The organism is Streptomyces colwelliae (genome assembly GCF_048158785.1).
In the GTDB taxonomy this organism is placed as follows: domain Bacteria; phylum Actinomycetota; class Actinomycetes; order Streptomycetales; family Streptomycetaceae; genus Streptomyces.
In genome coordinates this window covers 1-26,187 of the sequence record NZ_JBLTJC010000132.1, presented here as the reverse complement: position 1 = coordinate 26,187, position 26,187 = coordinate 1, and the positions used below count along the sequence as shown (strand labels likewise).

Sequence of the window (26,187 nt, the reverse complement as noted above, 5' to 3'; positions counted from 1 at the left end):
GTATAAGAGACAGGTGTGGGGTCGGTGGCTTTCGGCCGGGCAGCCTCGGCGGGGGTGGGATCGGTGACTTCCGGCTGGTCCGCCTCGGCGTCGCCGGATGCCGCCAGGTCGATCTCCTCCGGCCGATCGGCTTCCGCGTCGGACTCCGCCGGGTCGCCGTCCTCCGAGCGACCGGCTTCTACGTCGGATGCCGTGGACCCCGTCCCGTCCGGCCGACCGTGACCGGCCTCGGCACCGGACGCCGTAGAAGCAGCCGTTTCCCCGCCGGTCCCGGTCCCGGTGCCAGTCCCGGTGTCGTCGACCTCGGGCCCCTCCGCGGAGCCCTTCGCGGCGTCCCCCACGCCCCGCACGTCACCGGAAGTGCCGGTCGTGTCGTCGTTGTCGGGTCGCTCGGTGTTCACCGCATCGCTCCTTCGGCTGCGCAACTGTCCCTTGACCCTGACCCGGCCCTGTCAAACAGCCGGGCGGAAGGGTCGTATCCCGCATCCCCTTTACGGGGGACAGCGATGGGACGCAGCGGGGGAGCGCACGGTTCCCCCGAGCGCGCCTGTCGAGCCGGGGGACTCGGACCCCGGCTCGGAACTCCGGTTCGGAACCTCGTTCCGCTCCGCTCAGTCGCCGTACTCCGACATGCCGTCCAGCAGCCGGGCGGACTTCGACGGCACCGACACGCCGTGGATGAGCGACGGGGACACCGGAAGGGCAACGATCCGGTCGGGAACCGTCCAGTGGGGAGCCATCCGGGCGCAGTCGCCGCGCAGCGCCGCCAGGTCGCTCTCACCTTCACCTTCGAGGTGGACCGGGTGGACCGGAACGGGGCCGTCGACTCCGAGGTTCGTCATAGCGGCACCGTAGGCACGCTTTACCTCGCGAAGAAAGATCTACTATCGGGTAGTTTTGGCCGCTTCAGAGCCGCCGCGCGGACCGGGTAGCGTGAACTGTCAACGCAGCCTCCCTCAGGAGAGTCCTCGCCGTGCGCATCGCAGTCACCGGCTCCATCGCCACCGACCACCTCATGACCTTCCCCGGCCGCTTCGCCGACCAGCTGGTCGCGGACCAGCTGCACACGGTGTCGCTCTCCTTCCTGGTCGACAACCTCGACGTACGCCGGGGCGGCGTCGGCGCCAACATCGCCTTCGGCATGGGCCAGCTCGGCACCGCGCCGATCCTGGTCGGCGCCGCCGGCTCCGACTTCGCCGAGTACCGCGACTGGCTCGACCGGCACGGCGTCGACACCGGCTCGGTCCGCATCTCCGAGACGCTGCACACCGCCCGCTTCGTGTGTACGACGGACTCCGACCACAACCAGATCGGCTCCTTCTACACCGGCGCCATGAGCGAGGCCCGCCAGATCGAGCTGAAGACCGTCGCCGACCGCGTGGGCGGCCTCGACCTGGTCCTGATCGGCGCGGACGACCCCGAGGCGATGCTCCGCCACACGGAGGAGTGCCGCACCCGCTCCATCCCCTTCGCCGCCGACTTCTCCCAGCAGATCGCGCGGATGGACGGCGACGACATCCGCATCCTGCTGGACGGCTCGGCGTACCTCTTCTCGAACGAGTACGAGAAGGGGCTCATCGAGTCCAAGACCGGCTGGACCGACGAGGAGATCCTGTCCAAGGTCGGCCACCGCGTCACCACGCTCGGCTCGCGCGGCGTTCGTATCGAGAAGGTCGGTATGGACCCGATCGAGGTCGGTTGCGCGGAGGAGGAGCGCAAGGCCGATCCCACGGGGGTCGGCGACGCGTTCCGGGCGGGGTTCCTCTCGGGGCTGGCGTGGGGGGTTTCGCTGGAGCGGGCGGCGCAGGTCGGTTGCATGCTCGCGACGTTGGTTATCGAGACTGTCGGTACGCAGGAGTACCAGTTGCGGCGGGTGCACTTCATGGACCGGTTCACCAAGGCTTATGGGCATGATGCTGCGGGTGAGGTCCAGGGGCATCTGGGCTGAGTTGTGTCTGCGGGTGCGTGGGGGCTGGTCGCGCACACGCGGCGGTAGCCGCATATCGACACAGCCCCGCGCCCCTTAGGCAGCTCAGGTCAACCGGCGGATCATGTACGCGGTGCCTTGGTCCGCCCTCTCCTCGCCCACGTACTCCTGGTCTCGCATCTCGCACCACGCCGGGATGTCCAGGCGGGCCGCCTCATCGTCCGACAGGACCTTGATCGTCCCGCCCACCGGTACATCTCCGATGACCTTCGCCAGCTCGATCACGGGAATCGGGCAGCGCTTGCCCAGGGCGTCCACGATGAGCGAGTCGTCTTCTACGACGGTCACCGGTGCCTGTGCTCCCAACTTCTCCCGGACTCCTGCCACGGCCCCCGGCAGCACGGCGAGAAAACGCTCGACGTCTTCCTCCACCGCCCCCCGTGGCAACGACACCCGCACATTCCCCTCACTCAGCACTCCCATCGCCTTGAGCACATGGCTGGGCGTCAGGGTGCTGCTCGTGCAGGACGAACCGGAGGAGACGGAGAAACCGGCGCGGTCCAGTTCGTGGAGGAGGGTCTCTCCATCGACATAGAGACAGGAGAAGGTGACGATCCCGGGCAGGCGCCGCACCGGATCGCCGACCACATCCACGCCCGGCACCAGCCGCGGCACCCGCGCCCGGATCCGCTCCGTCAGTTTCCGTAGCCGTAGCGCCTCCTGGGCCGCCTCGGCGCGTACCGCGCGCAGGGAGGCCGCCGCGGCCACGACGGCGGGGATGTTCTCGAAGCCGGCCGCGCGCCCCGACTCCCGTTCGTCCAGGGGCCGTTGGGGCGCGAAGCGCACGCCTTTGCGCACCGCCAGCAGTCCGACCCCGGCCGGGCCGCCCCACTTGTGCGCGCTGGCCGTGAGCAGCGACCACGCGCCCTCGACCGGCCCCCACCCCAGCGACTGCGCCGCGTCGACCAGCAACGGCACCCCGACCGCCCGGCACGCCTCGGCCACCTCGGCGACCGGCTGCACGGTCCCCACCTCGTGGTTGGCCGACTGGAGACACGCCAGCGCGGTGTCCGAGCGGAGGGAATCCGCGTACGCCGCCACGCTCACCGCACCCGTACGGTCCACCGGCACCTCGGTGGACGAACCGCCCTCCGCGACCAGCGCCTCGGCCGAATGGAGCACGGAAGAGTGTTCAACCGCTGACACGATCAGGTGACGCCCGACGCGCCGCCGCCCCGCCAACGCCCCCGCGATACCGCTGTGCACGGCCCGAGTTCCGGAGCCCGTGAACACCAATTCGTCGGGTCGGCACCCGGCGGCTTCGGCGGCGGCTTCACGAGCGGCGTCCAGCAGCAGGCGCGCCTTACGCCCCTCCCTGTACAACCTGGCAGGGTCCGCCCACCCTTCGTCCAGGGACGCCAACAGCGCCTGCCGGGCGACGGGATGGAGCGGAGCGGAGGATGCGGCATCAAAGTAGGACACACGCCAACGTTAAAACGTACGGTGCCTTTCCTCAGGGGCGCGAGACTGTGACATAGCGGCTCCGCCGCGGGGCGCGACAAGCCACAACGCACCCGCACCCGCCCAAATCACCTGAACCCCCGAGCTATTAGGCGCAAGGAGTAACGGGCGGCGCGTATGCCACCCTCCCCGCGAACCCCCGGAGGGCGTCGGCTAGGGTTTGGTCCGCATAAACATCCAAACCCCTGCCCGACGCAGGGCGGCGACCGACCCGCGTGAAGGCAGGCCGCAGCCAATCCGCGCGGGCGAGACTCTCGGGAAGGCGCTACGTGAGTCCCAACGGCTCCGACCGCTCGCCGCGGCGCCCGATGCGGCGGAAGCTGCTGCAGGCAATGACTGCGGGCCTGGTCCTGGCGACCGCGACCGGTTGCACATCCAAGGACTTTCCTCGCCTTGGTTTCCCCACCCCGACCACGGAAGAGGGTCCGCGGATCCTCTCCCTCTGGCAGGGGTCCTGGGCCGCCGCGCTCGCCGTCGGCATCCTGGTGTGGGGCCTGATCATGTGGAGCGTCGTGTTCCACCGGCGCAGCCGCACCAAGGTCGAGATCCCCCCGCAGACCCGGTACAACATGCCCATCGAGGCGCTGTACACGGTTGTTCCGCTCATCATCGTCTCGGTGTTGTTCTACTTCACCGCCCGCGACGAGACGAAGCTCCTGAGCCTCGACAAGAAGCCCGACGTGACGGTCAACGTCGTCGGCTTCCAGTGGAGCTGGGGCTTCAACTACATCGAGAACGTCGACGGTGTCAGTGGCGACGCGACGACCGACAAGAACCTGGCCGCCATTCCGGACCGGTTCAAGAAGCAGTTCCCGGCGAACGCCGGCGGAGTCTACGACGTCGGTACGCCCGCCACGAAGAACCCGCAGACGGGCAACCCGGGTCCGACCCTCTGGCTCCCCAAGGGCGAGACGGTCCGCTTCGTCCTCACCTCACGTGACGTCATCCACGACTTCTGGGTGGTGCCGTTCCTGATGAAGATGGACGTCGTCCCGGGCCACACCAACTCCTTCCAGGTGACCCCCAACAAGGAGGGCACCTACCTCGGCAAGTGCGCCGAGCTCTGCGGCGTCGACCACTCCCGGATGCTGTTCAACGTGAAGGTCGTCTCGCCGGAGCGTTACCAGCAGCACCTCAAGGACCTCGCCAAGAAGGGGCAGACCGGTTACATTCCCGCCGGCATCGCGCAGACGAGCCACGAGAAGAACCGGGAGACGAACAACCTGTGAGCATCCTCAACGAACCTCAGGGTGCCGCGGCAGCAGAGTCCCACTACGCGGACGAGCTGCCGGTAAGGCGCAAGCAACCCGGTAACGTCGTGATCAAGTGGCTCACCACCACCGACCACAAGACGATCGGCACGCTGTATCTGGTCACGTCGTTCGCGTTCTTCCTGATCGGCGGCGTCATGGCGCTGCTGATGCGCGCCGAGCTGGCGCGGCCGGGTCTTCAGATCCTGTCGAACGAGCAGTTCAACCAGGCGTTCACGATGCACGGCACGATCATGCTGCTGATGTTCGCGACGCCGCTGTTCGCCGGTTTCACGAACTGGATCATGCCGCTCCAGATCGGCGCGCCCGACGTGGCGTTCCCGCGGCTGAACATGTTCGCCTACTGGCTCTACCTGTTCGGCTCGACGATCGCGGTGGGTGGCTTCCTCACTCCGCAGGGCGCTGCCGACTTCGGCTGGTTCGCCTACAGCCCGCTGTCGGACGCGGTCCGTTCGCCGGGTATCGGCGCCGACATGTGGATCATGGGTCTGGCCTTCTCCGGCTTCGGCACGATCCTCGGTGCGGTCAACTTCATCACCACGATCATCTGCATGCGCGCACCGGGCATGACGATGTTCCGCATGCCGATCTTCGTGTGGAACGTGCTGCTGACCGCCGTGCTCGTTCTGCTGGCCTTCCCGGTTCTCGCCGCCGCGCTGTTCGCGCTGGAGGCGGATCGGAAATTCGGGGCACATGTCTTCGACGCCGCAAACGGCGGGGCATTGCTGTGGCAACACCTCTTCTGGTTCTTCGGCCATCCAGAGGTGTACATCATCGCCCTGCCGTTCTTCGGCATCATCTCCGAGGTCATCCCAGTCTTCTCCCGCAAGCCGATGTTCGGCTACATGGGACTGGTCGCGGCCACCATCTCCATCGCCGGCCTGTCCGTGACCGTGTGGGCCCACCACATGTACGTCACCGGCGGAGTCCTCCTCCCGTTCTTCTCCTTCATGACGTTCCTCATCGCCGTGCCAACGGGCGTGAAGTTCTTCAACTGGATCGGAACGATGTGGAAGGGGTCCTTGAGTTTCGAGACCCCGATGCTCTGGGCCACCGGCTTCCTGATCACCTTCACCTTCGGTGGTCTGACCGGTGTCATCCTGGCCTCGCCGCCGATGGACTTCCACGTCTCGGACTCGTACTTCGTCGTCGCCCACTTCCACTACGTGGTCTTCGGCACCGTCGTGTTCGCGATGTTCTCCGGCTTCCACTTCTGGTGGCCGAAGATGACCGGCAAGATGCTCGACGAGCGCCTCGGCAAGATCACCTTCTGGACGCTGTTCATCGGCTTCCACGGCACCTTCCTGGTCCAGCACTGGCTGGGTGCCGAGGGTATGCCCCGTCGTTACGCGGACTATCTCGCGGCCGACGGCTTCACCGCCCTGAACACGATCTCGACGATCAGCTCGTTCCTGCTCGGCCTGTCGATCCTGCCGTTCCTCTACAACGTGTGGAAGACGGCGAAGTACGGCAAGAAGGTCGAGGTCGACGACCCGTGGGGCTACGGCCGTTCGCTCGAGTGGGCGACGTCCTGCCCGCCGCCGCGGCACAACTTCCTCACCCTGCCGCGGATCCGCAGCGAATCCCCGGCGTTCGACCTGCACCACCCGGAGATCGCCGCTCTCGACCAGCTCGAGAACGCGCACCACGGTGACAAGGCCCTCACTGGCGGCAAGGAGGCGGGCAAGTGAAGGTCCAGGGCAGGATGTTCATGTGGCTGGCCGTCTTCGTGCTCGCCACGGCGGTCGTCTACGGCCTGTGGTCGAAGGAGCCCGCCGGTACGACGGCGCTCTTCCTCGCCTTCGGCCTGTGCATCATGGTCGGCTTCTACCTGGGCTTCACGGCCCGGCGGATCGACACGCTCGCGCAGGACAACAAGGAGGCCGACGTCGCGGACGAGGCCGGCGAGGTGGGCTTCTTCAGCCCGCACAGCTGGCAGCCCCTCGCCCTCGGTGTCGGTGGCGCGCTGGCATTCCTCGGCGTGGCCATCGGCTGGTGGCTGCTGTACTTCTCGGCGCCGTTCATCATGATCGGCCTGTTCGGCTGGGTCTTCGAGTACTACCGCGGTGAGAACCGCACCCAGTAGCACGCGCTGAGCGCTCACGAGCCCGGACACTCCGTCAGGAGGGTCCGGGCTCGTGCTTTTGCCGCAGTGTCGGTCCCTCGTCCGAGTGACCCACCGCGCCGCGGCTGACGAAGCTTCATAACCTCGGCTCATGAACCACTCTCCGCGCACCCGCACCGTCGTCAGCTGCACCCTGCTGGTGATCTCCGTCGGCGCGGGCGTCACCGCCTGCGGATCCGGCGGCGGCAACCCGCTGTCGGCCAAGCCGTACGACGCGGCGGGGCAGATCTCCTTCAACGGCCCGTCCGGCAACGGCAAGAAGGCCGACCCCGACAAGCCCCTGGTGGTCACCGCCGACGGTGACGACGGGCGGATCACGGACGTCACGGCCATGGACGCCACGGGACGCTACGTCACGGGCGAACTCGCCGCCGACGGCACTCGCTGGCACAGCACCTCCCCGCTGGCCGCCAACGCCCGCTACACGGTCCGCGTGAGCACGGAGGACGAGGACGGCGCCCCCGGCCGCAAGGTCCTCACCTTCGACACCAGCAAGCCGACCGCCAAGAAGAGCCTGACCGTGAAGTTCGGTCCGGACACGGGCACGTACGGCGTCGGCCAGCCGGTCACCGCCGAACTGAACATGCCCGTCAAGGACAAGGCACAGCGGGCCATCGTCGAACGCGCCCTCCGGGTGGACTCCGTACCCGCCGTCGAAGGCGCCTGGCACTGGGTGGACGACAAGGAACTCCACTACCGCCCCAAGGAGTACTGGCCCGCCCACGCCACCATCCGGGTCCGCAGCGACCTCGACGGCGTGAAGATCAGCGACCGCCTGTGGGGCGGCAACTCGAAGGGGCTCAAACTCACCACGGGCGACAAGATCGTCGCCGTGACGGACGCCTCGTCCCACGAGATGACGGTCTACAAGAACGGCGAGGAGATCAACCAGATCCCCGTCACTACCGGCAAGCCCGGCTTCGAGACCCGAAACGGCGTCAAGGTCGTACTGGGCAAGGAGTACTTCGTACGGATGCGCGGAACCACCGTCGGCATCTCCGAGGGCTCCTCGGACTCGTACGACCTCCCCGTGTACTACGCGACCCGCGTCACTTGGAGCGGCGAGTACGTCCACGCCGCCCCCTGGTCGGTGGGCTCCCAGGGCTCCGAGAACGTCAGCCACGGCTGCACCGGCATGAGCACCAGCAACGCCGAGTGGTTCTTCGACACGGTCCACCAGGGCGACGTGGTCAAGGTCGTCAACTCCAACGGCGACGACATGGAACCCTTCGGCAACGGCTTCGGCGACTGGAACCTGGGCTGGAAGAAGTGGCGGGGCGGCAGCGCGCTGGTGGGCGGAACGCCGGATGGTCCGAGGCCGGAAGACGCGGCACGACTCCGTCCCGAGTCAGTGTGACCCACCCAAGGGTGACCCACCTAGGGGCGCGGGGCTGTGACATTTGCGGCTCCGCCGCGCGGGCGCGACCAGCCACAACTGGCCCGCAGTCGCCACACATCTCGCGCCCCACCCCACTAGGCGCTCAAAGCCCGCTTCTCACGCAACAGAGAGGCAAGAGAGGCCGCGAACTCAACGGGATCCACCGGAAGGGTCACCGCGGCCTCCGCACGGCTCCACGTGGCCAGCCACGCGTCCTGAGGCCGCCCGATGAGCACAAGCACCGGCGGGCAGTTGAAGACCTCGTCCTTCACCTGACGGCACAACCCCATGCCCCCCATCGGCGAGGACTCCCCGTCGAACACACAGACATCGATCCCACCCCGGTCCAGTTCCTTCAGAACCGCCGCGGGCGTAGCGCACTCAAGGAACTCGACCAACGGCACGTCGGACGCCGGCCGCTTGCCGGAGGCCAACCGCACCTGCTCGCGGGTGTTGGAGTCATCGCTGTAGACCAGCACCGTGGCGGTCGCCTGCATTCTTCCTCCCAAGGTCCGTTGCGCGGATGCTACTCCCTTGAACACCCCGTCAACACCTGTTGGAACACCCCTGCGATGGGCCATACGGGCAGTACACACGCTGCGGACACTCCGAACGGCACCCCCCGGAGTGAGGGCGGGATAAGCGACCGACATAATGTCGGTCGTGGCGACAGCAACGACAGTAGAAACCGGGCACGCGCACCCGTCGGTCAACCGGCCGAACCTCACCAGCGTCGGAACCATCATCTGGCTGAGTTCCGAGCTGATGTTCTTCGCGGCCCTCTTCGCGATGTACTTCACCCTGCGATCGGTGACCGGTCCGGAACACTGGAAGGAGATGGCGAGCCATCTCAACCTTCCGTTCTCCGCGACCAACACCACGATCCTGGTGCTCTCCTCCCTCACCTGCCAGCTCGGCGTCTTCGCCGCCGAGCGCGGGGACGTGAAGAAGCTCAGGGGCTGGTTCATCATCACGTTCGTGATGGGTGCGATCTTCATCGGCGGTCAGATCTTCGAGTACACGGAGCTGGTGAAGAAGGACGGCCTGTCGCTGTCCTCCGACCCGTACGGCTCGGTGTTCTACCTGACCACCGGGTTCCACGGCATGCACGTGACGGGCGGCCTCATCGCCTTCCTGTTCGTCCTCGGACGTACCTACGCGGCGAAGAGGTTCACTCACGAACAGGCGACCGCGGCCATCGTCGTGTCCTACTACTGGCACTTCGTCGATGTCGTCTGGATCGGCCTCTTCGCCACGATCTACTTGATCAAGTAGTCGGGCCCGATCCCGCGCGCAGCCAAGAAGCGCACATTCCAGAAGCATCGACGCAGAAGATCCTGACACCGGGGTAATCCGTGAAAAAGCTCTCCACACGACGACGCCATCCGCTGGCGGCGGTCGTCGTACTCCTCCTCGCGCTGGCGGCAACTGGGGGGCTGTACGCCGCGTTCGCGCCCGCGAGCAAGGCGCAGGCCGACGAGTCCGCCCAGTCCCTCGCCATCGACGAGGGCAAGAAGCTGTTCGCCGTCGGCTGCGCAAGCTGCCACGGCACCGGCGGTCAGGGCACCTCCGACGGTCCGAGCCTGGTGGGTGTCGGCGCCGCGGCGGTCGACTTCCAGGTCGGCACCGGCCGTATGCCGGCGCAGCAGCCGGGTGCTCAGATCCCGGCCAAGAAGGTCATCTACTCGCAGGCCGAGATCGACCAGCTCGCGGCGTACATCGCCTCGCTGGGCGCCGGTCCTGTCATCCCGACGAAGAACGAGTACGGGCCGGAGGGTTCGGACATCGCCAAGGGTGGCGAGCTGTTCCGCACCAACTGCGCCCAGTGCCACAACTTCACCGGCAAGGGCGGCGCGCTGACGCACGGCAAGTTCGCGCCGGACCTTGAGGGCGTTGCCCCGAAGCACATCTACGAGGCCATGCAGACCGGCCCGCAGAACATGCCTTCCTTCCCCGACACCACGCTGTCGTCGAAGAACAAGAAGGACATCATCGCGTACCTCAACGCGGTCAACGGCGACGACACCGAGAGCCCCGGCGGCCTTGAGCTGGGTGGTCTCGGTCCGGTCAGTGAGGGTCTCTTCGCCTGGATCTTCGGTCTGGGCGCGCTGATCGCGGTAGCCGTCTGGGTCGCCGCTCGGACCGCAAAGGCCAAGAAGTCATGAGTAGCCAAGACATTCCAGAAGAGAACCTGCCCGCTGAGCAGGACGCGCACGGCGCGGTGTCGGTCGCGGACGAGCACGACCCGTTCGCCGACCCGGGACTGCCGCCGCACGAGCACCGTGTCCAGGACATCGACGAGCGGGCCGCCAAGCGGTCCGAGCGCGTCGTCGCCTTCCTGTTCACGCTGTCGATGCTCCTCACGGTCGGCTTCATCGCCTCGTACGTGGCGATCCCGCACGACAAGGCGATCTTCGTCTTCCCGATCGGTCACATCAACGCGCTCAACTTCGCGCTGGGTCTGACCCTCGGCGGGGCGCTCTTCACCATCGGCGCGGGCGCGGTCCACTGGGCCCGCACCCTGATGTCCGACGTGGAGATCGCCGACGAGCGGCACGCGATCGAGGCGCCCCCCGAGGTCAAGGCCAAGGTCATGGCCGACTTCAAGGACGGTGCCAAGGAGTCGGCGCTCGGCCGTCGCAAGCTGATCCGCAACACGATGTTCGGCGCGCTGGCCCTGTTCCCGCTCTCCGGCGTCATGCTGCTGCGCGACCTGGGCCCGCTGCCCGGGACCAAGCTTCGCCACACCATCTGGTCCAAGGGCAAGCTGCTCGTCAACATGAACACGAACCTGCCGCTGCGTCCCTCGGACGTGGCCGTCGGCTCGCTCACCTTCGCCAAGCCCGAGGGCCTGGAGGAGACCGACGAGGAGTTCCAGACCGAGATCGCCAAGGCGGCGCTGATGATCGTCCGGCTCCAGCCGGAGAACATCAAGGACAAGCGCGAGCTGGAGTGGGCGCACGAGGGCATCGTCGCCTTCTCGAAGATCTGCACCCACGTGGGCTGCCCGATCTCCTTGTACGAGCAGCAGACGCACCACGTGCTGTGCCCGTGCCACCAGTCCACCTTCGACCTCTCCGACGGGGCCCGAGTGATCTTCGGCCCGGCCGGTCACGCCCTGCCGCAGCTGCGCATCGGCGTGAGCGACGAGGGTTACCTCGAAGCGCTCGGCGACTTCGAGGAGCCCGTCGGTCCTGCATTCTGGGAGCGCGGATGAGCACCAACGAGACGCACACACCGGCCGCCGCGGCGGGCGAGCGGCGCGACAAAGCACCGGCCGGCGAGCGTGTCGCCGACTGGGCGGACGGACGCCTGGGGATCTACTCCCTGGCCAAGTCCAACATGCGCAAGATCTTCCCCGACCACTGGTCGTTCATGTTGGGCGAGGTCTGCCTCTACAGCTTCATCATCATCATCCTCACGGGTGTGTATCTGACGCTGTTCTTCCACCCGTCGATGAACGAGGTGACCTACCACGGCAGCTATGTCCCGCTCCAGGGGCAGCTGATGTCGGAGGCCTTCAACTCGACGATGCACATCTCCTTCGATGTGCGCGGTGGTCTGCTGATCCGGCAGATCCACCACTGGGCGGCGCTGATCTTCCTCGCCGCCATGTTCGTGCACATGATGCGCGTGTTCTTCACGGGCGCGTTCCGCAAGCCGCGTGAGGTCAACTGGCTGTTCGGCTTCCTGCTGTTCGTCCTGGGCATGTTCACCGGCTTCACCGGTTACTCGCTCCCGGACGACCTGCTCTCCGGCACCGGTGTCCGCTTCATGGAGGGCGCGGTCCTGTCCGTGCCGATCGTCGGCACGTACCTGTCGTTCTTCCTCTTCGGCGGCGAGTTCCCGGGCGGCGACTTCGTCGCGCGGTTCTACTCGATCCACATCCTGCTGCTGCCGGGCATCATGCTCGGCCTGGTGGTCGGCCACCTGATCCTGGTCTTTTACCACAAGCACACGCAGTTCGCGGGCCCCGGAAAGACGAACAACAACGTCGTCGGCATGCCGTTGCTGCCGGTCTACATGGCCAAGGCCGGAGGCTTCTTCTTCCTGGTCTTCGGTGTCATCGCGGCCGTCGCGGCGATCGCCTCGATCAACCCGATCTGGGCCATGGGTCCCTACCGACCGGACATGGTGTCCACGGGCGCCCAGCCCGACTGGTACATGGGCTTCTCCGAGGGCCTGATCCGCTTCATGCCGGGCTGGGAGATCAACTTCTGGGGTCACACGCTCGTCCTGGGTGTGTTCATCCCGCTGATCATCTTCCCGCTGGTCCTGGTCGCGATCGCGGTCTACCCGTTCATCGAGTCCTGGGTCACCGGCGACAAGAGCGAGCACCACATCCTGGACCGCCCGCGCAACGTCCCGACCCGTACGGCCTTCGGTGCCGCGTGGATCTCGTGGTACTTCGTCCTGCTCGTCGGTGGCGGCAACGACATCTGGGCCACGCACTTCCACCTGTCGATCAACTCGATCACCTGGGCTGTGCGCGTCGGCTTCTTCGTGGTGCCGGTGCTGGTCTTCATCGCCACCAAGCGGGTCTGCCTCGGCCTTCAGCGCCGCGACAAGGACAAGGTGCTGCACGGCCGCGAGTCGGGCATCATCAAGCGCCTGCCGCACGGTGAGTTCGTCGAGATCCACGAGCCGCTCAGCCAGGACGCGCTGCACACGCTCACCGCGCACGAGCAGTACGTGCCGGCCGCGATCGGCGCGACCGTCGACGAGAACGGTGTCGAGCGCAAGGTGAAGGGTTCCGAGAAGCTGCGCGCCAAGCTGAGCGAGGCGTACTACGGCGAGGAGTCCCAGATCCCCAAGCCCACCGTCGAGGAGTACAAGGAGATCACGAGCGGCCACGGCCACCACTGATCGCTGAGGCGTCGCCACGCCACAGTCGAAGGGCCCCGTCCGAACACCGGACGGGGCCCTTCGCCGTGCCTGCGGCTGGATAGGGTGGGGGAGGTCTTTCGAACCATGTTTCTACGACACTCAGGAGCGGCCGTATGAGCGCTGTGACCCCCGCTGGAGGCGACACCGCGGCGGCCCGTTCCTGGCCCGACGTACTGAGCGCGCTGCTGGCCGGACAGGACCTGAGCACCGCCGACACGGCGTGGGCGATGGACCGCATCATGAGCGGCGAGGCGGCCGACGCCCAGATCGCGGGCTTCCTGATGGCGTTGCGGGCCAAGGGCGAGACCGTCGAGGAGATCAACGGCCTCGTCGAGACGATGTACGCCCACGCGAAGCCGCTGCACATCCCGGGACCCGCCGTCGACATCGTCGGCACGGGCGGTGACCGGGCCAAGACGGTCAACATCTCGACGATGTCCGCCATCGTGATCGCCGGCGCCGGTGCGAAGGTCGTCAAGCACGGCAACCGTGCCTCGTCCTCGGCGAGCGGTTCCTCCGACGTGCTGGAGCGGCTCGGCATCAACCTGGAGCTGTCGCCCGAGCGGGTCGCGCAGGTGGTGGAGGAGGCCGGGATCACGTTCTGTTTCGCGGCCAAGTTCCACCCCACGATGCGGTTCGCGGGCGCGGTCCGGCGGGACCTGGGCGTGCCGACCGCGTTCAACCTCCTCGGCCCGCTCACCAACCCGGCCAAGGTCACCTCCTCGGCGGTCGGCTGCTTCGACACCCGCATGGCCGGGCTCATCGCGGGCGTGCTGGCCGAACGCGGCTCCTCCGCGCTGGTGTTCCGCGGCGACGACGGTCTCGACGAGCTGACGACCACGGCCACCTCCCGGGTGTGGATCGTCCGCGAAGGCAAGGTCACCGAGGAGGCCTTCGACCCGCGGGACGTCGGCCTCGAACTGGTCCCCGTGGAAGCCCTGCGCGGCGCCGACCCCGAGTACAACGCGGACGTCGCCCGCCGCCTCCTGGACGGCGAGACGGGCCCGGTACGAGAGGCCGTACTGCTGAACTCGGCGGCGGCCCTGGTGGCGCTGGAGGCCGGGGACGGGCCGTTGGCGGACCGGATCCGGGCCGGGATGGTGAAGGCCGCGGAGTCGATCGACTCGGGCGCCGCGAAGAGCACCCTGGAGCGCTGGGCGGCAGCCAGCAACGCGTAGCGGGCGTCGGTCGTCGTCCCGCGATCCGGACACGGGTTGCGGGGCGACGATCACATCGCGTAAGTTTTCCGACCAGGTCATGAGTGACAGTCATGAGGCCCCGGCCGACTGTCCGGCAACCCTCCGTCCGTGGCGGGGTGCCCCGGGTGAAGACCAGGCCGTAGGCAGCGAGGTCTGCGGCAAGCGCGGGCCCCTCGAAAGACACCAGGGGTCCTGGTCTCGAGGGAGTTCTCTGTGAGCAAGCGAATGCGATAGGGCGCGAAGCCCCCACCTCCGCACATCCCCCTTCACCCTTTCCTGCGCCGTAGCTCTGTCCGCTCGCGCAGTGAATTCGCCTGCTTCTCACGGGAGTTCGCCATGTCTGTCTCCACCGCTGCCGCCGCCCAGACCATTTGTGACCAGCTGCCCGTTCTCGGCCGGGATGTCACCGTCCCGCTCGTCACGGGCGGCGAAGTCACCTACGCGGCGCTCGACTACGCGGCCAGCGCCCCCGCCCTCCAGCGCGTCTGGGACGACGTGGCGGCCTACGCCCCGTACTACGGCAGCGTCCACCGCGGCGCCGGTTACCTCTCGCAGCTCTCCACCGACCTGTTCGAGAACGCCCGCAAGACGGTCGAGGAGTTCCTGGACTGCCGCCCCGACGACCAGCTGATCTTCACCCGCTCCACCACGGACTCCCTGAACCTCCTCGCCGCGGCCCTCCCCGCCGACTGCCAGGTCTTCGTCTTCGAGACCGAGCACCACGCGTCCCTGCTCCCGTGGAAGGACGCCCGGGTCACCTACCTCAACGCCCCGCGCACCCCGGCCCAGGCGGTCGAGACCCTGGAGCAGGCCCTCGCCGCCCGCGACCCCTACGGCCCGGCCCTGGTCTGCGTCACCGGCGCCTCGAACGTCACCGGCGAGCTGTGGCCGGTCCGCGAACTGGCCGCCGCCGCGCACGCCCACGGCGCCCGGATCGTCCTGGACGCCGCCCAACTCGCCCCGCACCACCCGGTGTCCGTCCAGGACCTCGACGTCGACTGGATCGCCTTCTCCGGCCACAAGCTCTACGCCCCCTTCGGCTCGGGCGTCCTCGCCGGCCGCGCCGACTGGCTCCAGGCGGCCGACCCCTACCTCGCGGGCGGCGGCGCCAGCCGCAAGGTCACCCGGCGCGAGGACGGGGGAGTGGACGTGGAGTGGCACGACAGCGCCGCCCGCCACGAGGCCGGCTCCCCGAACGTCATCGGCGCCTACTCCATCGCGTCGGCCTGCAAGGCGCTCACCGAGGCGGGCTTCGACACGCTGGTCGCGCGCGAGCAGCACCTGATCGAGAAGGTACGGGCGGGCCTGGCCGGGGTCCCGGAGGTGCGCGTCCTGTCGTTGTTCGGCGACGACGCCCCGCGCGTGGGCGTGATCTCCTTCGTGGTCGACGGCTGGAACAGCTCCCACTTCGCCGCCGCCCTCTCCGCCGAGTACGGCATCGGCGTCCGCGACGGCCTCTTCTGCGCCCACCCCCTGGTCCGCACCCTCCTGGGCACCGACCCCCAGACCCAGGGCGAGTGCGGCGCCCCCGAGGCAGCCCCGGGCGAGAAGTCCCTCAACGCCATCCGGGTCAGCTTCGGCGCGGGAACCCCGGACGAGCACGTCGAGCGGTTCGTGACGGCGGTACGGGAGCTCGTGACCGACGGTGCGAAGTGGAACTACCGTACGGAGAACGGCCGTTGCGTGCCGGCCGTGTGATGATCCTGCGGTGGGGATTCCACCTGCGGTGAGCGAAACGGCGGAGGCCGAAGGCCTGGGCGAGCCGTTGATCGAGGCGGTCGTACGGCGTGCGCCACGTCTCCTCGGCGGCAGGCCTGTCTACCTGTACCAGGAGGGGCTCGTCCTCGTCCCCGGTGCGCGGGTCCGTCGCTGGGTGGACGTGACCCGTTGGCGTTCCACCATGGACCTGACCTTCCGGCGCGACGAGCAGCACAGCATCGCCTGGTACACCTTCGGCCACCGGCACCTGCTGCGGTTCGGAGACGAGGTCGAACAGGGCTTCGTCCTCGACGAATGGCAGATCGTGGAGACGGACGAGGAACGCCCCGAGAACCAGTGGATACGGTCCGTCGTGGACCATGTCCGGCAGCGCGTGGCGGACGCCCAGGTGCCCTCGATGCTGGACCGGCTCGGGGCGGGCCGGCAGGTCACCTTTGGCCCGCTCACGGCGGACGCGGACGGAGTGTTCGTGCCGGGTGGGCGACTGGCCTACCAGTGGGCCGACATGCCGGAGCCGTGTCTCGACATCGACCTGCCCGATTGGAACGTGCCGTCGTCGTGGTGGCAGATGCGGCGGGACGCTCGTCTCCGCTTGGAGGGCAAGGACCGACTCGGCGACGCGCACCGCACCGAACTTCCAGCCTGGGAGGTCGTGAACTGGGGTGCGCTGGTCACCTTGTGGAAGCGGCTGAACGCTCGCTAGGAGTCCAGCCCAATAGCGAACGCGGCCTCAAGGTCATGCTGCGAGTACGTCCGGAACGCCACGTGCGTATCCGTCCCCTCAACCCCGGGGATCTTGCTGATCCGCCCAGGGATCACCTCGGCCAGATCCTCGTGTTGCCGCACCCGCACCATCGCGATCAAGTCATACGTCCCGGTGACGGAGAAGACCTCGCTCACGGATTCGAGCGCGGCGATCGACTCGGCGATCTCGGGAATCCGGTCCACGCTGGTCTTGATGAGGACGATCGCGGTGATCACGGCTGGTTCTCTCCCTCGGGGACCGTTACTGGGGCGGGCCCAACTCTAGTCGTACGACCGAATCTCACCCACGCGTAACCGAACCCCAGCGTGAAGCCCACGAGGTGGGCGAGATAGGCGACCCCCGGCCCCTGCGCGGCCTGGCCCGCCGCCAGCCACTGCAAGGCCGCCCAGAACGGCAGGACGACCCACGCGGGGAAGCGCAGCGGCAGGAAGAAGAGGAAGGGGAGAAGACTCGTCACGCGGGCCCGGGGGAACAAGTACAGGAACGCCCCGAGGACCGCCGAGATCGCCCCGGACGCGCCGACCAGTGACTGTTCGGAGTCGGCGTTGGCCACCGCGTAGCCCAGCAGCGCCAGGTAGCCGCAGACCAAATAGAACAGGGTGAATTCGACCCGGCCAAGCCGCTCCTCGGTCATCGCTCCGAAGACGTAGAGGAAGAGCATGTTGCCGAGGAGATGGATCCAGCTGCCGTGGATGAACAGAGCCGTGACGGGGGTCAGGGCCTCTCGGGTGGGGTGGTCGAACAGTTCGGCCGGAACCACCCCCCAGCGGCGGAAGTACGCCCGCTGCGCGGCGAGCAGCGCGTCCCCGGTGCCGTAGGACGGGACGAAACCCGAGGCCGGGCCGAGGACGAAGATCAGGCAGCACAGGCCGATGAGGGTGTACGTCATGGGCGCCGACGTGCCGCGGAACGTCCTGACGAGGGCCGGGCCCCAGTTGCTGATCATGGCTACAGAGCATGACGTAACGGGACGCAACGGGACAGGGTGAATCGCCGCTGTGGACGGCCGAGCGGCGAGTACCCGCCAGGCCGTAGGGTTACGAGCCACACTCGCCGGGGAAACCGGCGATCACGGAAACTGGAACGAGAAGGAAGCGGACAGCCACGATGACGGTTCCCCTGCCGACTGCCTCCACACGGTGGCGCTGCACCCTCTGCGGCAACCTCACGCGCTTCGACGTGACGCGCTCGTCGAAGGTCGTGGAGTACCTCCACCTGGACCTGGCCGGTGAGCCGAACGTCGAGGAGCGCGAGGTGGTCAGTGAGACCATCGAGTCGGTGCGCTGCCGCTGGTGCAACGCCGTGGATCAGGTGGAACTCGTGGACAGGCCGGGCGCCGTCTCCTGAGAGGGAGTGGCCCCGCACAGACATTGGGGTGTGAGGGATGGTGGAGAACTCAGGCGGGGGGCCGGGCGACGGCGCCGCCGAGGTGCTCGACCGCCCGCTGCCCGACGGCGTGCGCAGGAGAGTCGTACAGATCGTGTCGGACGGGTTCGGTGGCCTCACCGTCGCCGAACTGCCCGCGCAGCTACGACAGTACGCCCGCTTCGCCCCCAACCGGCGCGCCAAGTTCGCCGGCAACGCGATGGCTGCCGCGCTGGAGACCGATCCGCTGTTCCGGCAGCGCATCGGGGAGAAGCTGAGAGAGGCCCAGTCGGAGCTCGCGGGCGCTCTCGACTCCGGCTCGCCGCCCCCGGCCGCGGATCCGCTCGACGTGGCGGCCGCGGCCTATGTTCTGCGCCCCACCGGCTGGGTGAAGCTGGTGACCGCCGCCGGCGAGGAGGCGCTGCGCGCCGACGCCGAGCGCGCCGACGAGGAGAGCCGGGCCGAACTGGAGCGGCTGCGCGAGGAGTTGGCGCAGGCGCGGGACGCGACCCGGGCCGACACCGAGCGGCTGCGCACCGAGCTGGACGCGGTGAAGAAGGAAGCGGACTCGCTGCACCGCAAGCTGCGCGCCGCCCACAGTGACGTCAAGCGCGGCGAGGCCGCCCTGCGCAAGCTGCGGGCCGAGACGGACACCGCGCGCGCCGAGGCGCAGACCCAGGTGTCCGCCGCCGAGAGCGAGAGCCGGCGCCTCAAGGCCCGGCTCGGCGAGGCGGAGGCGGCCCTGGAGGCCACCCGCAAGGCCGCCCGCGAGGGCCGCAGCGTCGAGGACATGCGGGTACGGCTGCTGCTCGACACCGTGCTGGAGGCGACCCAGGGGCTCCGCAGGGAACTGGCTCTGCCGCCCGTTTCCGTACGGCCCGCCGAGACCGTCGACGCGGTCGAACCGGGACGAATGACCCCGAAAGACATCGCCGCGCGGGCGCTGTCGGAGAACGACCCCGCGATCCTCGACCAGTTGCTCGCGCTGCCGCAGGCCCACCTGGTCGTCGACGGCTACAACGTCACCAAGACCGGCTATCCCCAAATGCCCCTGGAGAAGCAGCGGTTGAGGCTGCTCGGGCAGCTCTCGCAGCTCGCCGCGCAGACCGGCGCCGAGGTCACCTGTGTCTTCGACGGGGCCGAGCTGGCCGCGCCCGTGCTGCTCGCGCCGCCGCGCGGAGTGCGGGTGCTGTTCTCCAAACCGGGCGTCACCGCCGACGAGTTGATCCGCCAGCTGGTGCGCGCCGAGCCGCCGGGCCGGCCGGTGATCGTCGCGTCGACCGACCGCGAGGTGGCCGACGGCATCGCGAAGGCGGGCGCCCGGCCCGTCGCTTCTGCGGTACTCCTCAAGCGACTGTCGTGAAGGTCAACGTACAGGTTTAATGCCGGAATTGGCCGAACTGTCACGCAACGTAGCGTCAATCGACCATCACTGCACGTTGGTTATGTGCAAAGAATGCTTTGAGTGACGGCATTTTTTCGTGTGAGGATTTGAACTGATCACAGAAACATCACTAGGGTCAGGCCTCGAACCTCCGAACGGGTGATCACTCAATAGAAGGAGCTCGACTCCGTGGCGTCCCATCGTCGACCGAAGCAGCCGAGCCGCACGCGTGTGACTGTGCTGACCACCGCAGCCGCAGCCGCCGTTGCCTTCAGCGCTCAGGCCGCCAATGCCGCGCCGAGCGAGAAGCCCAGCAAGGACGAGGTCAAGGCGAAGGTCGACGCCCTCTACGAGCAGGCCGAGCAGGCCACCGAGAAGCTCGACGGGGCCCAGGAGAAGCAGGAGAAGCTCCAGAAGGAGATCTCCACCATCCAGGACAACGTCGCGCGCGGCCAGGAGGAGCTCAACAAGCTCCGGGACGGCCTCGGCACGATGGCGAGCGCCCAGTACCGCACGGGGGGCATCGACCCCTCGATCCAGCTGTTCCTGTCCTCGGACCCGGACGACTACCTCGACAAGGCGTCCACGATGGACCAGTTGAGCGACCAGCAGGTCGAGGCGCTCACGAAGATCCAGGGCAAGCAGCGCGAACTCGCCCAGGAGCGCGCGGAGGCGAGCACCAAGCTCAAGGACCTCTCCGCCACCCGCACCGAGCTCAAGAAGAAGAAGGACGAGGTCAAGAGCAAGCTGGCCGCGGCCCAGAAGCTGCTCAACACCCTTACCGCCAAGGAGAAGGCGGCCCTCGACGCCGAGCAGGCGCAGGCCGCCAACCGCTCCAGCTCGCGGGTGGACCTCGGCAACACCGGTTCCGCCTCCGGCCGCGCCGCCTCCGCCTTCGCCGCCGCCCAGTCCGTGATCGGCTCGCCGTACGTCTACGGCGCCTCCGGCCCGTCCTCCTTCGACTGCTCCGGCCTGACCTCCTGGGCCTACGCGCAGGCGGGTGTCTCCATACCCCGCACGTCCGAGGCGCAGGCGAACGCCGGTACCCGGATCTACAGCCAGAGCGACCTCAAGGTCGGCGACCTGGTCATCTTCTACGGCGACTTCCACCACGTCGGCCTGTACGCGGGCAACGGCCAGGTGCTGCACGCCCCGCACACCGGTGCCGTGGTGCGCTACGAGGCGATCAGCAACATGACCTTCGAGTTCGGCGTCCGGATCTGATCCGGATCGGATCCGCCCCGGTCCGGTCTCGTTCCGCCCTTCCGGACCGCCCGAACGGGCGAATTACGACACACCACGCTGACCCCACGCCCCGCCGATGACCTGCGTCATAGGCGGGGCGTCACGTTGTGTGTCCGCGGAGGTCTTTGGCCCGCACCCCTTCACAGAGCTACTGTCTGGCGCGTTTCCCCGCACAGGGGGAGCGGTCCGTGTCCGCCAGCGGAAGGAGTGCGACTCCCCGTGGGATCCCGTCGCCGCCCTGCACCGTCCGGGTTCGACCGAGGCGCCAGCGCCGCGGTCTGCGTCTTGAGCGCCGCCGCGGCGGCCCTCGGCGCCATGCCGGCCACCTCCGCCGTCGCCGCGCCGCACGACGACTCCCGGGCCGAGGTGGACCGGCTCTACCAGGAGGCCGAGAAGGCGACCGAGGCCTACGACAAGGCCGACGAGACCGCAGGGGAGCTGCACCGGCAGGTCAGTGACGCCCAGGACCGGATCGCCCGGCAGCAGCAGCGCATCAACACCATGCGGGACGCGCTGGGTTCACTCGCCGGCGCCCAGTACCGCTCCGGTGGCATCGACCCCACCGTCGCGCTGCTGTTCTCCGACGACCCGGCCGACTACCTCGACAAGGCCTCCGTCCTCGACCGGATCACCACCCAGCAGGCGGGCCAGCTCAAGGACCTCCAGGAGGCCATGCGCGAACTCGCCCAGGAACGCACCGAGGCCGCCGGACACCTCGCCGAGCTGGAGCGCAGCCGCAAGGCCGTCGCCACCCACAAGAAGACCGTCGAACGGAAACTCGCCAAGGCCCGGCAACTCCTCAACCAGATGCCCCTCGCCGAGCGCGCCTCCTTCGACCGGGCCTCCCGCTCCTCCCGCGAGGACATCCCCGACCTCGGCGCCGGCGTCCCCTCCTCGGGCCGTGCGGCGGCCGCCGTCGCCGCCGCCCGGGCCGCACTCGGCAAGCCGTACATCTGGGGCGCCAACGGCCCCGGCGGCTTCGACTGCTCGGGCCTCATGCAGTGGTCGTACGCCCACGCAGGCGTCCACCTCCCGCGCACCTCGCAGGAACAGCGCTACGCCGGCCACCAGATCCCGCTCTCCCAGGCCCAGCCCGGCGACCTGGTCGTCTACCGCTCCGACGCCAGCCATGTCGGCATGTACGTGGGCAACGGCCAGGTCATCCACGCCCCCTACCCCGGCGCGCCCGTCCGCTACGACCCGGTCGGCATGATGCCCATCTCGTCGGTCACGAGGGTCTGAACCGGCGCGAAAGGGTCGTACGATCGGGAAGTGACTGGTCGTAGGCGGGCGTCGCGCTCCGGAGTGCTCGCGCTGTGTCTGCTGCTCGGCTCGCTGGTGGCGTGCGGTGGGCAGCCGGCGACGGACAGCGCGAAGGCGGAGGTGCAGCGCCTGCTCGACCGCCAGTCCACGGCCGTCCTGGACCATGATGAGCCGGCGTACACGAGGACCGGCGCGCGCACCGCGTACGAGAACCTGAGCGCCGTCCCCTTCGCCTCCTGGTCCTACCGGCTGACCGCCCTCCACCGCAGCGGCGCCACCGCGACCGCCGACGCCGAACTGAGCTACAAGGTCGAGGGCTACGACACCTCACCCGTCACGGTCGGCCGCACGCTCACCCTCCGCCTCACCGCCGACGCGCAGTGGTACGTCGAGGCGGACAAGCCCGCGAAGAAGTCCGGACAGCAGCTGTGGGACCAGGGGAAGGTGAGCGTCGTCAAGGGCGCGCACAGCCTCGTGATGGGGGTCGGGCAGTCCGCCGACAGCCTCAGCGACTACCGCGCCCTCGCGGACCACGCCGTACCGGCCGTGTCGGACGCGTGGGGCACGGACTGGACCCGGCACGTCGTCGTGCTCGTCCCCGGCTCCCTGGACGGCATGGCGGGCCTCCTGGGCTCACCGGCCGCCTCCTACCGGGGCATCGCCGCGGTGACGACGGGCGAGGCGGGCGGCTCGGGCAGCGCGCCCGCGGACCGGATCATCGTCAACCCGGACGCGTACGCGCTCCTGGGCTCGGTGGGCAAGCAGGTGGTGCTGACCCACGAGACGACCCACGTCGCGACCCGCGCCCACACCACCTCCGCGACCCCCCTCTGGCTCTCGGAGGGCTACGCCGACTGGATCGGCTACCGAGGCACCGGCCGCACCCCCACCCAGGCCGCCCCTGAGCTGTACCGCGCCGTCGAGGAAGGCGACCTCCCGAACGCCCTCCCCGCCGACAAGGACTTCGGCTTCAGCAGCGAGCAGACGGAGCTCGCGCAGGCGTACGAGGGCGGGTGGATGGCCTGCCGAATGATCGAGGACCGGTGGGGAGTCGACCAACTGGGCAGGTTCTACCGGGCTGTTGGCGCCCACAAGAAGCGGTCCGGGGCGGTGGAGGGTGCGTTGAAGAGCGTGCTCGGGGTGACGCTGGAGGACTTCACGGCGGAGTGGCAGGACTATCTGAAGGCTCAACTCGCCTGATCCGGCGGCTGGTTCACCCTGGCTGATCCAGCTGGTCGATGGCCTCCGTGAGCCACTCCCGTTCGGCCGCGCCCGTCGCCCGCGCGACCCGCAGCATGCCCCGCCGGAACAGGTCCCCGCTCTCCTCCGCGCGCACGGGCTCGCCGTCCCGGTAGAAGAAGCTCGCCGGGGTCTGAAGGAAGTCCAGCCGGCGGCGCAGCACGGCGGCCTGCTCGTGCGGGTCGGGCAGGTGCCGTAGGAAGGCCAGGACCGTGTTGAAGCGGACGTGGTCGGTGATCTCGGCCGGTTTGGGGTGGCGGAGCCGTTCCAGGAGGTCCTCGTGGCCCTTCCCGGTGAGGCTCAGGACCCGGCGCGGGGCCGCGCTCGTGCCCTCCTCCGTGCGCTGGTCGAGCTTGCCCGCGGTGACCAGGCGGGTGATCGCCGGGTAGAGCGCGCCGTCGCTGACCGGGCGGACATGGCCGCTGAGTGCCTTGATGCGTTCCTTCAACTCGTAGCCGTGGAGCGGCTGTTCGGCCAGGAACCCCAGGATCGACAGCTCCAGCATGATCCTCCTTCACCCGGTCCTTGCGGACGTCATGCCGCCATGCTACCTCTTATCGAGCTACCTCGATTAGAGGTATCTCATGTCGAGAGAGGTCTGCCCGTGCAAACTCACCGCAAGCAGCTCATATCGCTCGCGCACCCCGTCTATCTCTCGCTCCTCGCCTCCGTCGCCGCCGGGATCATCAACACCGTCTGGGTCTCCCGGCTCGGCGGCCCGGCCGTCGCCGCCGTGGCCGTCGCGACCAACACCGAGAACGTGCTGCTGGGCATCGCCCTGGTCTTCGCGTCCGGCACCACTGTGCTGGTCGCCCACGCGAGGGGAGCCCGCGACCCCGCCGCGATCCGGTCCGCCGTGCGCGGCGGCTGGGCCCTCTGCGCGCTGGTCACCCCGGTGGTCGCCGCGACCGGCTTCCTGCTCCGCGAACCGCTGGCCCGCCTGATACTCGGCGGCACGGGACCCGAACTCCCGCTGGCGGTCGCCTACTTCACGATCTCCCTGCCGGGCATCGCCGTCTTCTACGTCCAGCAACTCGTCGACGGCATCCTCAAAGGCACCGGCGACACCCGCACCCCGATGCGCCTGGCCCTGCTCGCCAATGGGCTCATCCTTGTCGCCGACCCGTTCTTCATCCACCTCTACGGCGTCCGGGGCGCCGCCGCCTCGACCGTGCTGTGCCGGGTCGTGGCGTTGGGGGTGGGGCTGCGCGCGCTGCGCCGAAATGCCGTGCTGCGTACGAAGGTTGCCCCCGCCGAGTCCGTCCGCGCCGCGCTGCGCCGGACGTTGACGACCGGGTTGCCGATGTCGGCCGACTTCACCGTCCGGCAGACGGGAACGCTGGTGCTGGTCGCGATAGTTGCCCGACTCGGAGTGACGGCGGTGGCCGCGTACGCCATCGGCTACAAGGTCCTGTACGTGGCGACGATGGCCTTCTACTCCGTGCGGCAGGCCGCCGCCATCCACACCTCGCACCTGCGCGGGGAGGGAAGGGACGCACGGCGGGAGATCGGGCGGGAGGCGATGCTCGTGTCCGGAGCCGTGGGAGTCGGGGCGGCCGTCCTGCTCCTCCTCACCGCCCCCTGGATCATGGCCGCGTTCGGCGCCGGTCCCCAAGTCGCCCACGAGGGCGTCCTGTTCCTGCGCTGCGTCGGCCCCTACCTGCTCCTGATGGCGGGCTTCATCGCGCTCGGCGGGGTCTTCGAGGGCAGCGGGGGAGCGCCGGCGCTGCTACGGGTGACGGTGCTCGGCACGGTGGTCCAACTCCCGTTGGCGTACGGGCTGTCGGGGCTCGGGCTGCCCGGGGTGTGCCTGGCGCTGGCGCTCTCGATGGGGGTGCAGTGCGCGGTCGTCGCCGTGCTGTTCCGGCGGCGGGCCCGGATTCAGGAGGACGCCGACGTCGCCTTCGAGCGCGTCGCCTGAGTCGGCAGCGGCGGTACGTCCGCCCAGGTGACCGACGCCCGCCACAGCTCCCGTGCGCTCGTCACCGCCGCGACCACCAACAGGCCGTTGCGGAGCAGCAGGAGGGTGATGCCCAGCCCGTCGCTGGCGACCACGTCGGCGAACCGGATCGGGAACTCCAGGACCGTCACGAAGGCCGCCGCCAGGACCAGGCCGACCGGGAGTCTCATACGGCTGGCCCGGAAGCAGGAGCAGACCGCCGCGAGGCCGATCAGCCAGACGACGTACTGGGGGCTGATCACCCGGCTGGTGACCGTGAACATCAGGACCGCCACGAAGGCCGCGTCCGCGAGGGTGTGGGGCAGGAAGCGGGCCGCCATCAGACGCCAGAACATGAGCCAGCCGAAGGCCATCGCGGTGAGGCCCAGGGCCGCCGTGCTGACCCAGTCGACGTACGGGCCGAGGAACTCGACCGAGCCGTAGTTCAGGAGGACCTGGCCCTCCCAGCCGAAGTGCCGGGCCACGTGGAAGACCAGCGAGCCCAGTGACTCCACCTCCGTACCCCGGTTGCGCTGGAAGGTGAGGAAGGCGAACGCGCCCGGCATCGTCACGGCGAAGAGGGAGGCGATCACCACGACCGTCACCGCCGCCGCTCCCCACGCGCGGCGCTTGACCGCGCCCAGCAGGAGCAGCGCGGGCCACACCTTCAGCAGCGCCCCGAAACCGGCCAGCGCCCCCATCACCCGCGGATGCCGGGTGCCCGCGAGCAGCGCGGCCACGGCGACCGCGGTCACCATCACGTCGTAGCGCGCGTACACGGTCGGGCCGAGCAGCGGGACGCCCGCGACCCACACCCAGGCGCCGCGCAGCGTCCGGCCGGGGCGCAGGCCCGTGTACAGGAGCAGGGCCAGGACGGTCAGGTCGGCGAGGAAGGCGAGGACGAAGAACGCCGACGTGTAGTCCAGGAAGCCCAGCAGGGCGGGGGAGAGGATCGGGAG

The 26,187-nt window shown here is 68.8% G+C and carries 25 protein-coding genes, 1 pseudogene and 1 riboswitch; of the genes and pseudogenes, 18 read left to right on the top strand and 8 right to left on the bottom strand.

What is annotated here, in order from left to right; translation table 11 throughout:
* Positions 1-401: pseudogene (locus tag ACNFOC_RS26120) on the bottom strand (hypothetical protein); the annotation flags it as partial.
* A gap of 210 nt (positions 402-611) precedes the next feature.
* A complete protein-coding gene (locus ACNFOC_RS26115) occupies positions 612-842 on the bottom strand; it encodes a hypothetical protein (RefSeq protein ID WP_416961517.1) in 231 nt (76 codons plus the stop codon).
* Positions 843-973: 131 nt separating this feature from the next.
* Between ACNFOC_RS26115 and ACNFOC_RS26110 the strand changes: the two genes are divergently transcribed.
* Positions 974-1,948, top strand: coding sequence for a carbohydrate kinase family protein (locus ACNFOC_RS26110; protein ID WP_416961516.1), 975 nt, complete (start codon positions 974-976; stop codon positions 1,946-1,948).
* An 84-nt stretch (positions 1,949-2,032) separates the two neighbouring features.
* On the opposite strand, the gene ACNFOC_RS26105 is transcribed toward ACNFOC_RS26110, so the two are convergent.
* Positions 2,033-3,409 carry a cysteine desulfurase/sulfurtransferase TusA family protein gene (locus ACNFOC_RS26105; protein ID WP_416961515.1) on the bottom strand — a complete coding sequence of 459 codons (1,377 nt, stop codon included), beginning with the start codon at positions 3,407-3,409 and terminating at the stop codon, positions 2,033-2,035.
* A gap of 308 nt (positions 3,410-3,717) precedes the next feature.
* On the opposite strand from ACNFOC_RS26105, the gene ctaC reads away from it, so the two are divergent.
* From ctaC to ACNFOC_RS26085, 4 genes are all read left to right on the top strand, one after another.
* Positions 3,718-4,677 carry an aa3-type cytochrome oxidase subunit II gene (gene ctaC / locus ACNFOC_RS26100; protein ID WP_416961514.1) on the top strand — a complete coding sequence of 320 codons (960 nt, stop codon included), beginning with the start codon at positions 3,718-3,720 and terminating at the stop codon, positions 4,675-4,677.
* The gene (gene ctaD, locus ACNFOC_RS26095; RefSeq protein ID WP_318015828.1) at positions 4,674-6,410 is read left to right on the top strand and encodes an aa3-type cytochrome oxidase subunit I; all 1,737 of its coding nucleotides are present in this window, start codon (positions 4,674-4,676) and stop codon (positions 6,408-6,410) included. Before ctaC ends, ctaD begins: the two co-directional genes overlap by 4 nt.
* Positions 6,407-6,805 (top strand): cytochrome c oxidase subunit 4, encoded by a 399-nt coding sequence (locus tag ACNFOC_RS26090; protein WP_416961513.1) that lies wholly within the window; start codon positions 6,407-6,409, stop codon positions 6,803-6,805. The genes ctaD and ACNFOC_RS26090 overlap by 4 nt, the downstream gene beginning before the upstream one ends.
* Positions 6,806-6,935: 130 nt before the next feature.
* Positions 6,936-8,201 carry a L,D-transpeptidase gene (locus ACNFOC_RS26085; RefSeq protein ID WP_416961512.1) on the top strand — a complete coding sequence of 422 codons (1,266 nt, stop codon included), beginning with the start codon at positions 6,936-6,938 and terminating at the stop codon, positions 8,199-8,201.
* 116 nt (positions 8,202-8,317) lie between these two features.
* Here ACNFOC_RS26085 and ACNFOC_RS26080 read toward each other — a convergent pair whose 3' ends face one another.
* Complete coding sequence (locus ACNFOC_RS26080; protein WP_019062390.1) at positions 8,318-8,719, bottom strand: response regulator; 402 nt, start codon at positions 8,717-8,719, stop codon at positions 8,318-8,320.
* Positions 8,720-8,876: 157 nt separating this feature from the next.
* On the opposite strand from ACNFOC_RS26080, the gene ctaE reads away from it, so the two are divergent.
* The 7 genes from ctaE to ACNFOC_RS26045 all read left to right on the top strand — a co-directional run bounded on the left by ctaE (position 8,877) and on the right by ACNFOC_RS26045 (position 16,730).
* A complete protein-coding gene (ctaE, locus tag ACNFOC_RS26075; RefSeq protein WP_416961511.1) occupies positions 8,877-9,497 on the top strand; it encodes an aa3-type cytochrome oxidase subunit III in 621 nt (206 codons plus the stop codon).
* 80 nt (positions 9,498-9,577) lie between these two features.
* On the top strand, positions 9,578-10,387 hold the full coding sequence (qcrC, locus tag ACNFOC_RS26070) for a cytochrome bc1 complex diheme cytochrome c subunit (RefSeq protein ID WP_416961510.1): 810 nt from the start codon (positions 9,578-9,580) through the stop codon (positions 10,385-10,387).
* Entirely contained in the window at positions 10,384-11,439 is a 1,056-nt protein-coding gene (qcrA, locus tag ACNFOC_RS26065) for a cytochrome bc1 complex Rieske iron-sulfur subunit (protein ID WP_416961509.1), read from the top strand. Before qcrC ends, qcrA begins: the two co-directional genes overlap by 4 nt.
* A complete protein-coding gene (gene qcrB / locus ACNFOC_RS26060) occupies positions 11,436-13,088 on the top strand; it encodes a cytochrome bc1 complex cytochrome b subunit (protein ID WP_416961508.1) in 1,653 nt (550 codons plus the stop codon). The genes qcrA and qcrB overlap by 4 nt, the downstream gene beginning before the upstream one ends.
* 134 nt (positions 13,089-13,222) lie before the next feature.
* Complete coding sequence (gene trpD, locus ACNFOC_RS26055) at positions 13,223-14,287, top strand: anthranilate phosphoribosyltransferase (RefSeq protein ID WP_416961507.1); 1,065 nt, start codon at positions 13,223-13,225, stop codon at positions 14,285-14,287.
* Positions 14,288-14,362: 75 nt separating this feature from the next.
* Positions 14,363-14,479, top strand: a riboswitch (SAM riboswitch).
* Between the two features lie 165 nt (positions 14,480-14,644).
* Entirely contained in the window at positions 14,645-16,006 is a 1,362-nt protein-coding gene (locus tag ACNFOC_RS26050) for an aminotransferase class V-fold PLP-dependent enzyme (RefSeq protein WP_416961506.1), read from the top strand.
* Between the two features lie 28 nt (positions 16,007-16,034).
* A complete protein-coding gene (locus ACNFOC_RS26045) occupies positions 16,035-16,730 on the top strand; it encodes a hypothetical protein (protein WP_416961505.1) in 696 nt (231 codons plus the stop codon).
* Here ACNFOC_RS26045 and ACNFOC_RS26040 read toward each other — a convergent pair.
* Together ACNFOC_RS26040 and ACNFOC_RS26035 are read right to left on the bottom strand one after the other, a co-directional pair.
* Positions 16,727-17,008, bottom strand: coding sequence for an Lrp/AsnC family transcriptional regulator (locus ACNFOC_RS26040; protein ID WP_019062383.1), 282 nt, complete (start codon positions 17,006-17,008; stop codon positions 16,727-16,729). The genes ACNFOC_RS26045 and ACNFOC_RS26040 overlap by 4 nt on opposite strands.
* Positions 17,005-17,739, bottom strand: a complete 735-nt coding sequence (locus ACNFOC_RS26035) for a rhomboid family intramembrane serine protease (protein WP_416961504.1) — start codon at positions 17,737-17,739, stop codon at positions 17,005-17,007. The genes ACNFOC_RS26040 and ACNFOC_RS26035 overlap by 4 nt, the downstream gene beginning before the upstream one ends.
* A 161-nt stretch (positions 17,740-17,900) precedes the next feature.
* Here ACNFOC_RS26035 and ACNFOC_RS26030 point away from each other — a divergent pair, with 161 nt between their 5' ends.
* The 5 genes from ACNFOC_RS26030 to ACNFOC_RS26010 all read left to right on the top strand — a co-directional run bounded on the left by ACNFOC_RS26030 (position 17,901) and on the right by ACNFOC_RS26010 (position 23,250).
* Positions 17,901-18,140, top strand: coding sequence for a hypothetical protein (locus ACNFOC_RS26030; RefSeq protein ID WP_416961503.1), 240 nt, complete (start codon positions 17,901-17,903; stop codon positions 18,138-18,140).
* A gap of 37 nt (positions 18,141-18,177) precedes the next feature.
* A complete protein-coding gene (locus tag ACNFOC_RS26025; RefSeq protein ID WP_416961502.1) occupies positions 18,178-19,521 on the top strand; it encodes an NYN domain-containing protein in 1,344 nt (447 codons plus the stop codon).
* 210 nt (positions 19,522-19,731) lie between these two features.
* Complete coding sequence (locus tag ACNFOC_RS26020; RefSeq protein WP_416961501.1) at positions 19,732-20,766, top strand: C40 family peptidase; 1,035 nt, start codon at positions 19,732-19,734, stop codon at positions 20,764-20,766.
* A gap of 240 nt (positions 20,767-21,006) precedes the next feature.
* Positions 21,007-22,029 carry a C40 family peptidase gene (locus ACNFOC_RS26015; RefSeq protein ID WP_416961500.1) on the top strand — a complete coding sequence of 341 codons (1,023 nt, stop codon included), beginning with the start codon at positions 21,007-21,009 and terminating at the stop codon, positions 22,027-22,029.
* A 30-nt stretch (positions 22,030-22,059) separates the two neighbouring features.
* Entirely contained in the window at positions 22,060-23,250 is a 1,191-nt protein-coding gene (locus ACNFOC_RS26010; RefSeq protein WP_416961499.1) for a hypothetical protein, read from the top strand.
* Positions 23,251-23,263: 13 nt separating this feature from the next.
* Here the strand turns inward: ACNFOC_RS26010 and ACNFOC_RS26005 are convergent, their stop codons facing one another.
* Complete coding sequence (locus tag ACNFOC_RS26005) at positions 23,264-23,794, bottom strand: PadR family transcriptional regulator (RefSeq protein ID WP_416961498.1); 531 nt, start codon at positions 23,792-23,794, stop codon at positions 23,264-23,266.
* Positions 23,795-23,893: 99 nt separating this feature from the next.
* Between ACNFOC_RS26005 and ACNFOC_RS26000 the strand changes: the two genes are divergently transcribed.
* Positions 23,894-25,210: an MATE family efflux transporter gene (locus ACNFOC_RS26000; protein ID WP_416961497.1), complete on the top strand. Its 1,317-nt coding sequence runs from the start codon at positions 23,894-23,896 to the stop codon at positions 25,208-25,210.
* Here ACNFOC_RS26000 and ACNFOC_RS25995 read toward each other — a convergent pair.
* A partial coding sequence (locus ACNFOC_RS25995) for a glycosyltransferase 87 family protein (protein WP_416961496.1) occupies positions 25,171-26,187 on the bottom strand: 1,017 nt, incomplete at its 5' end. The two genes, ACNFOC_RS26000 and ACNFOC_RS25995, sit on opposite strands and share 40 nt — an antisense overlap.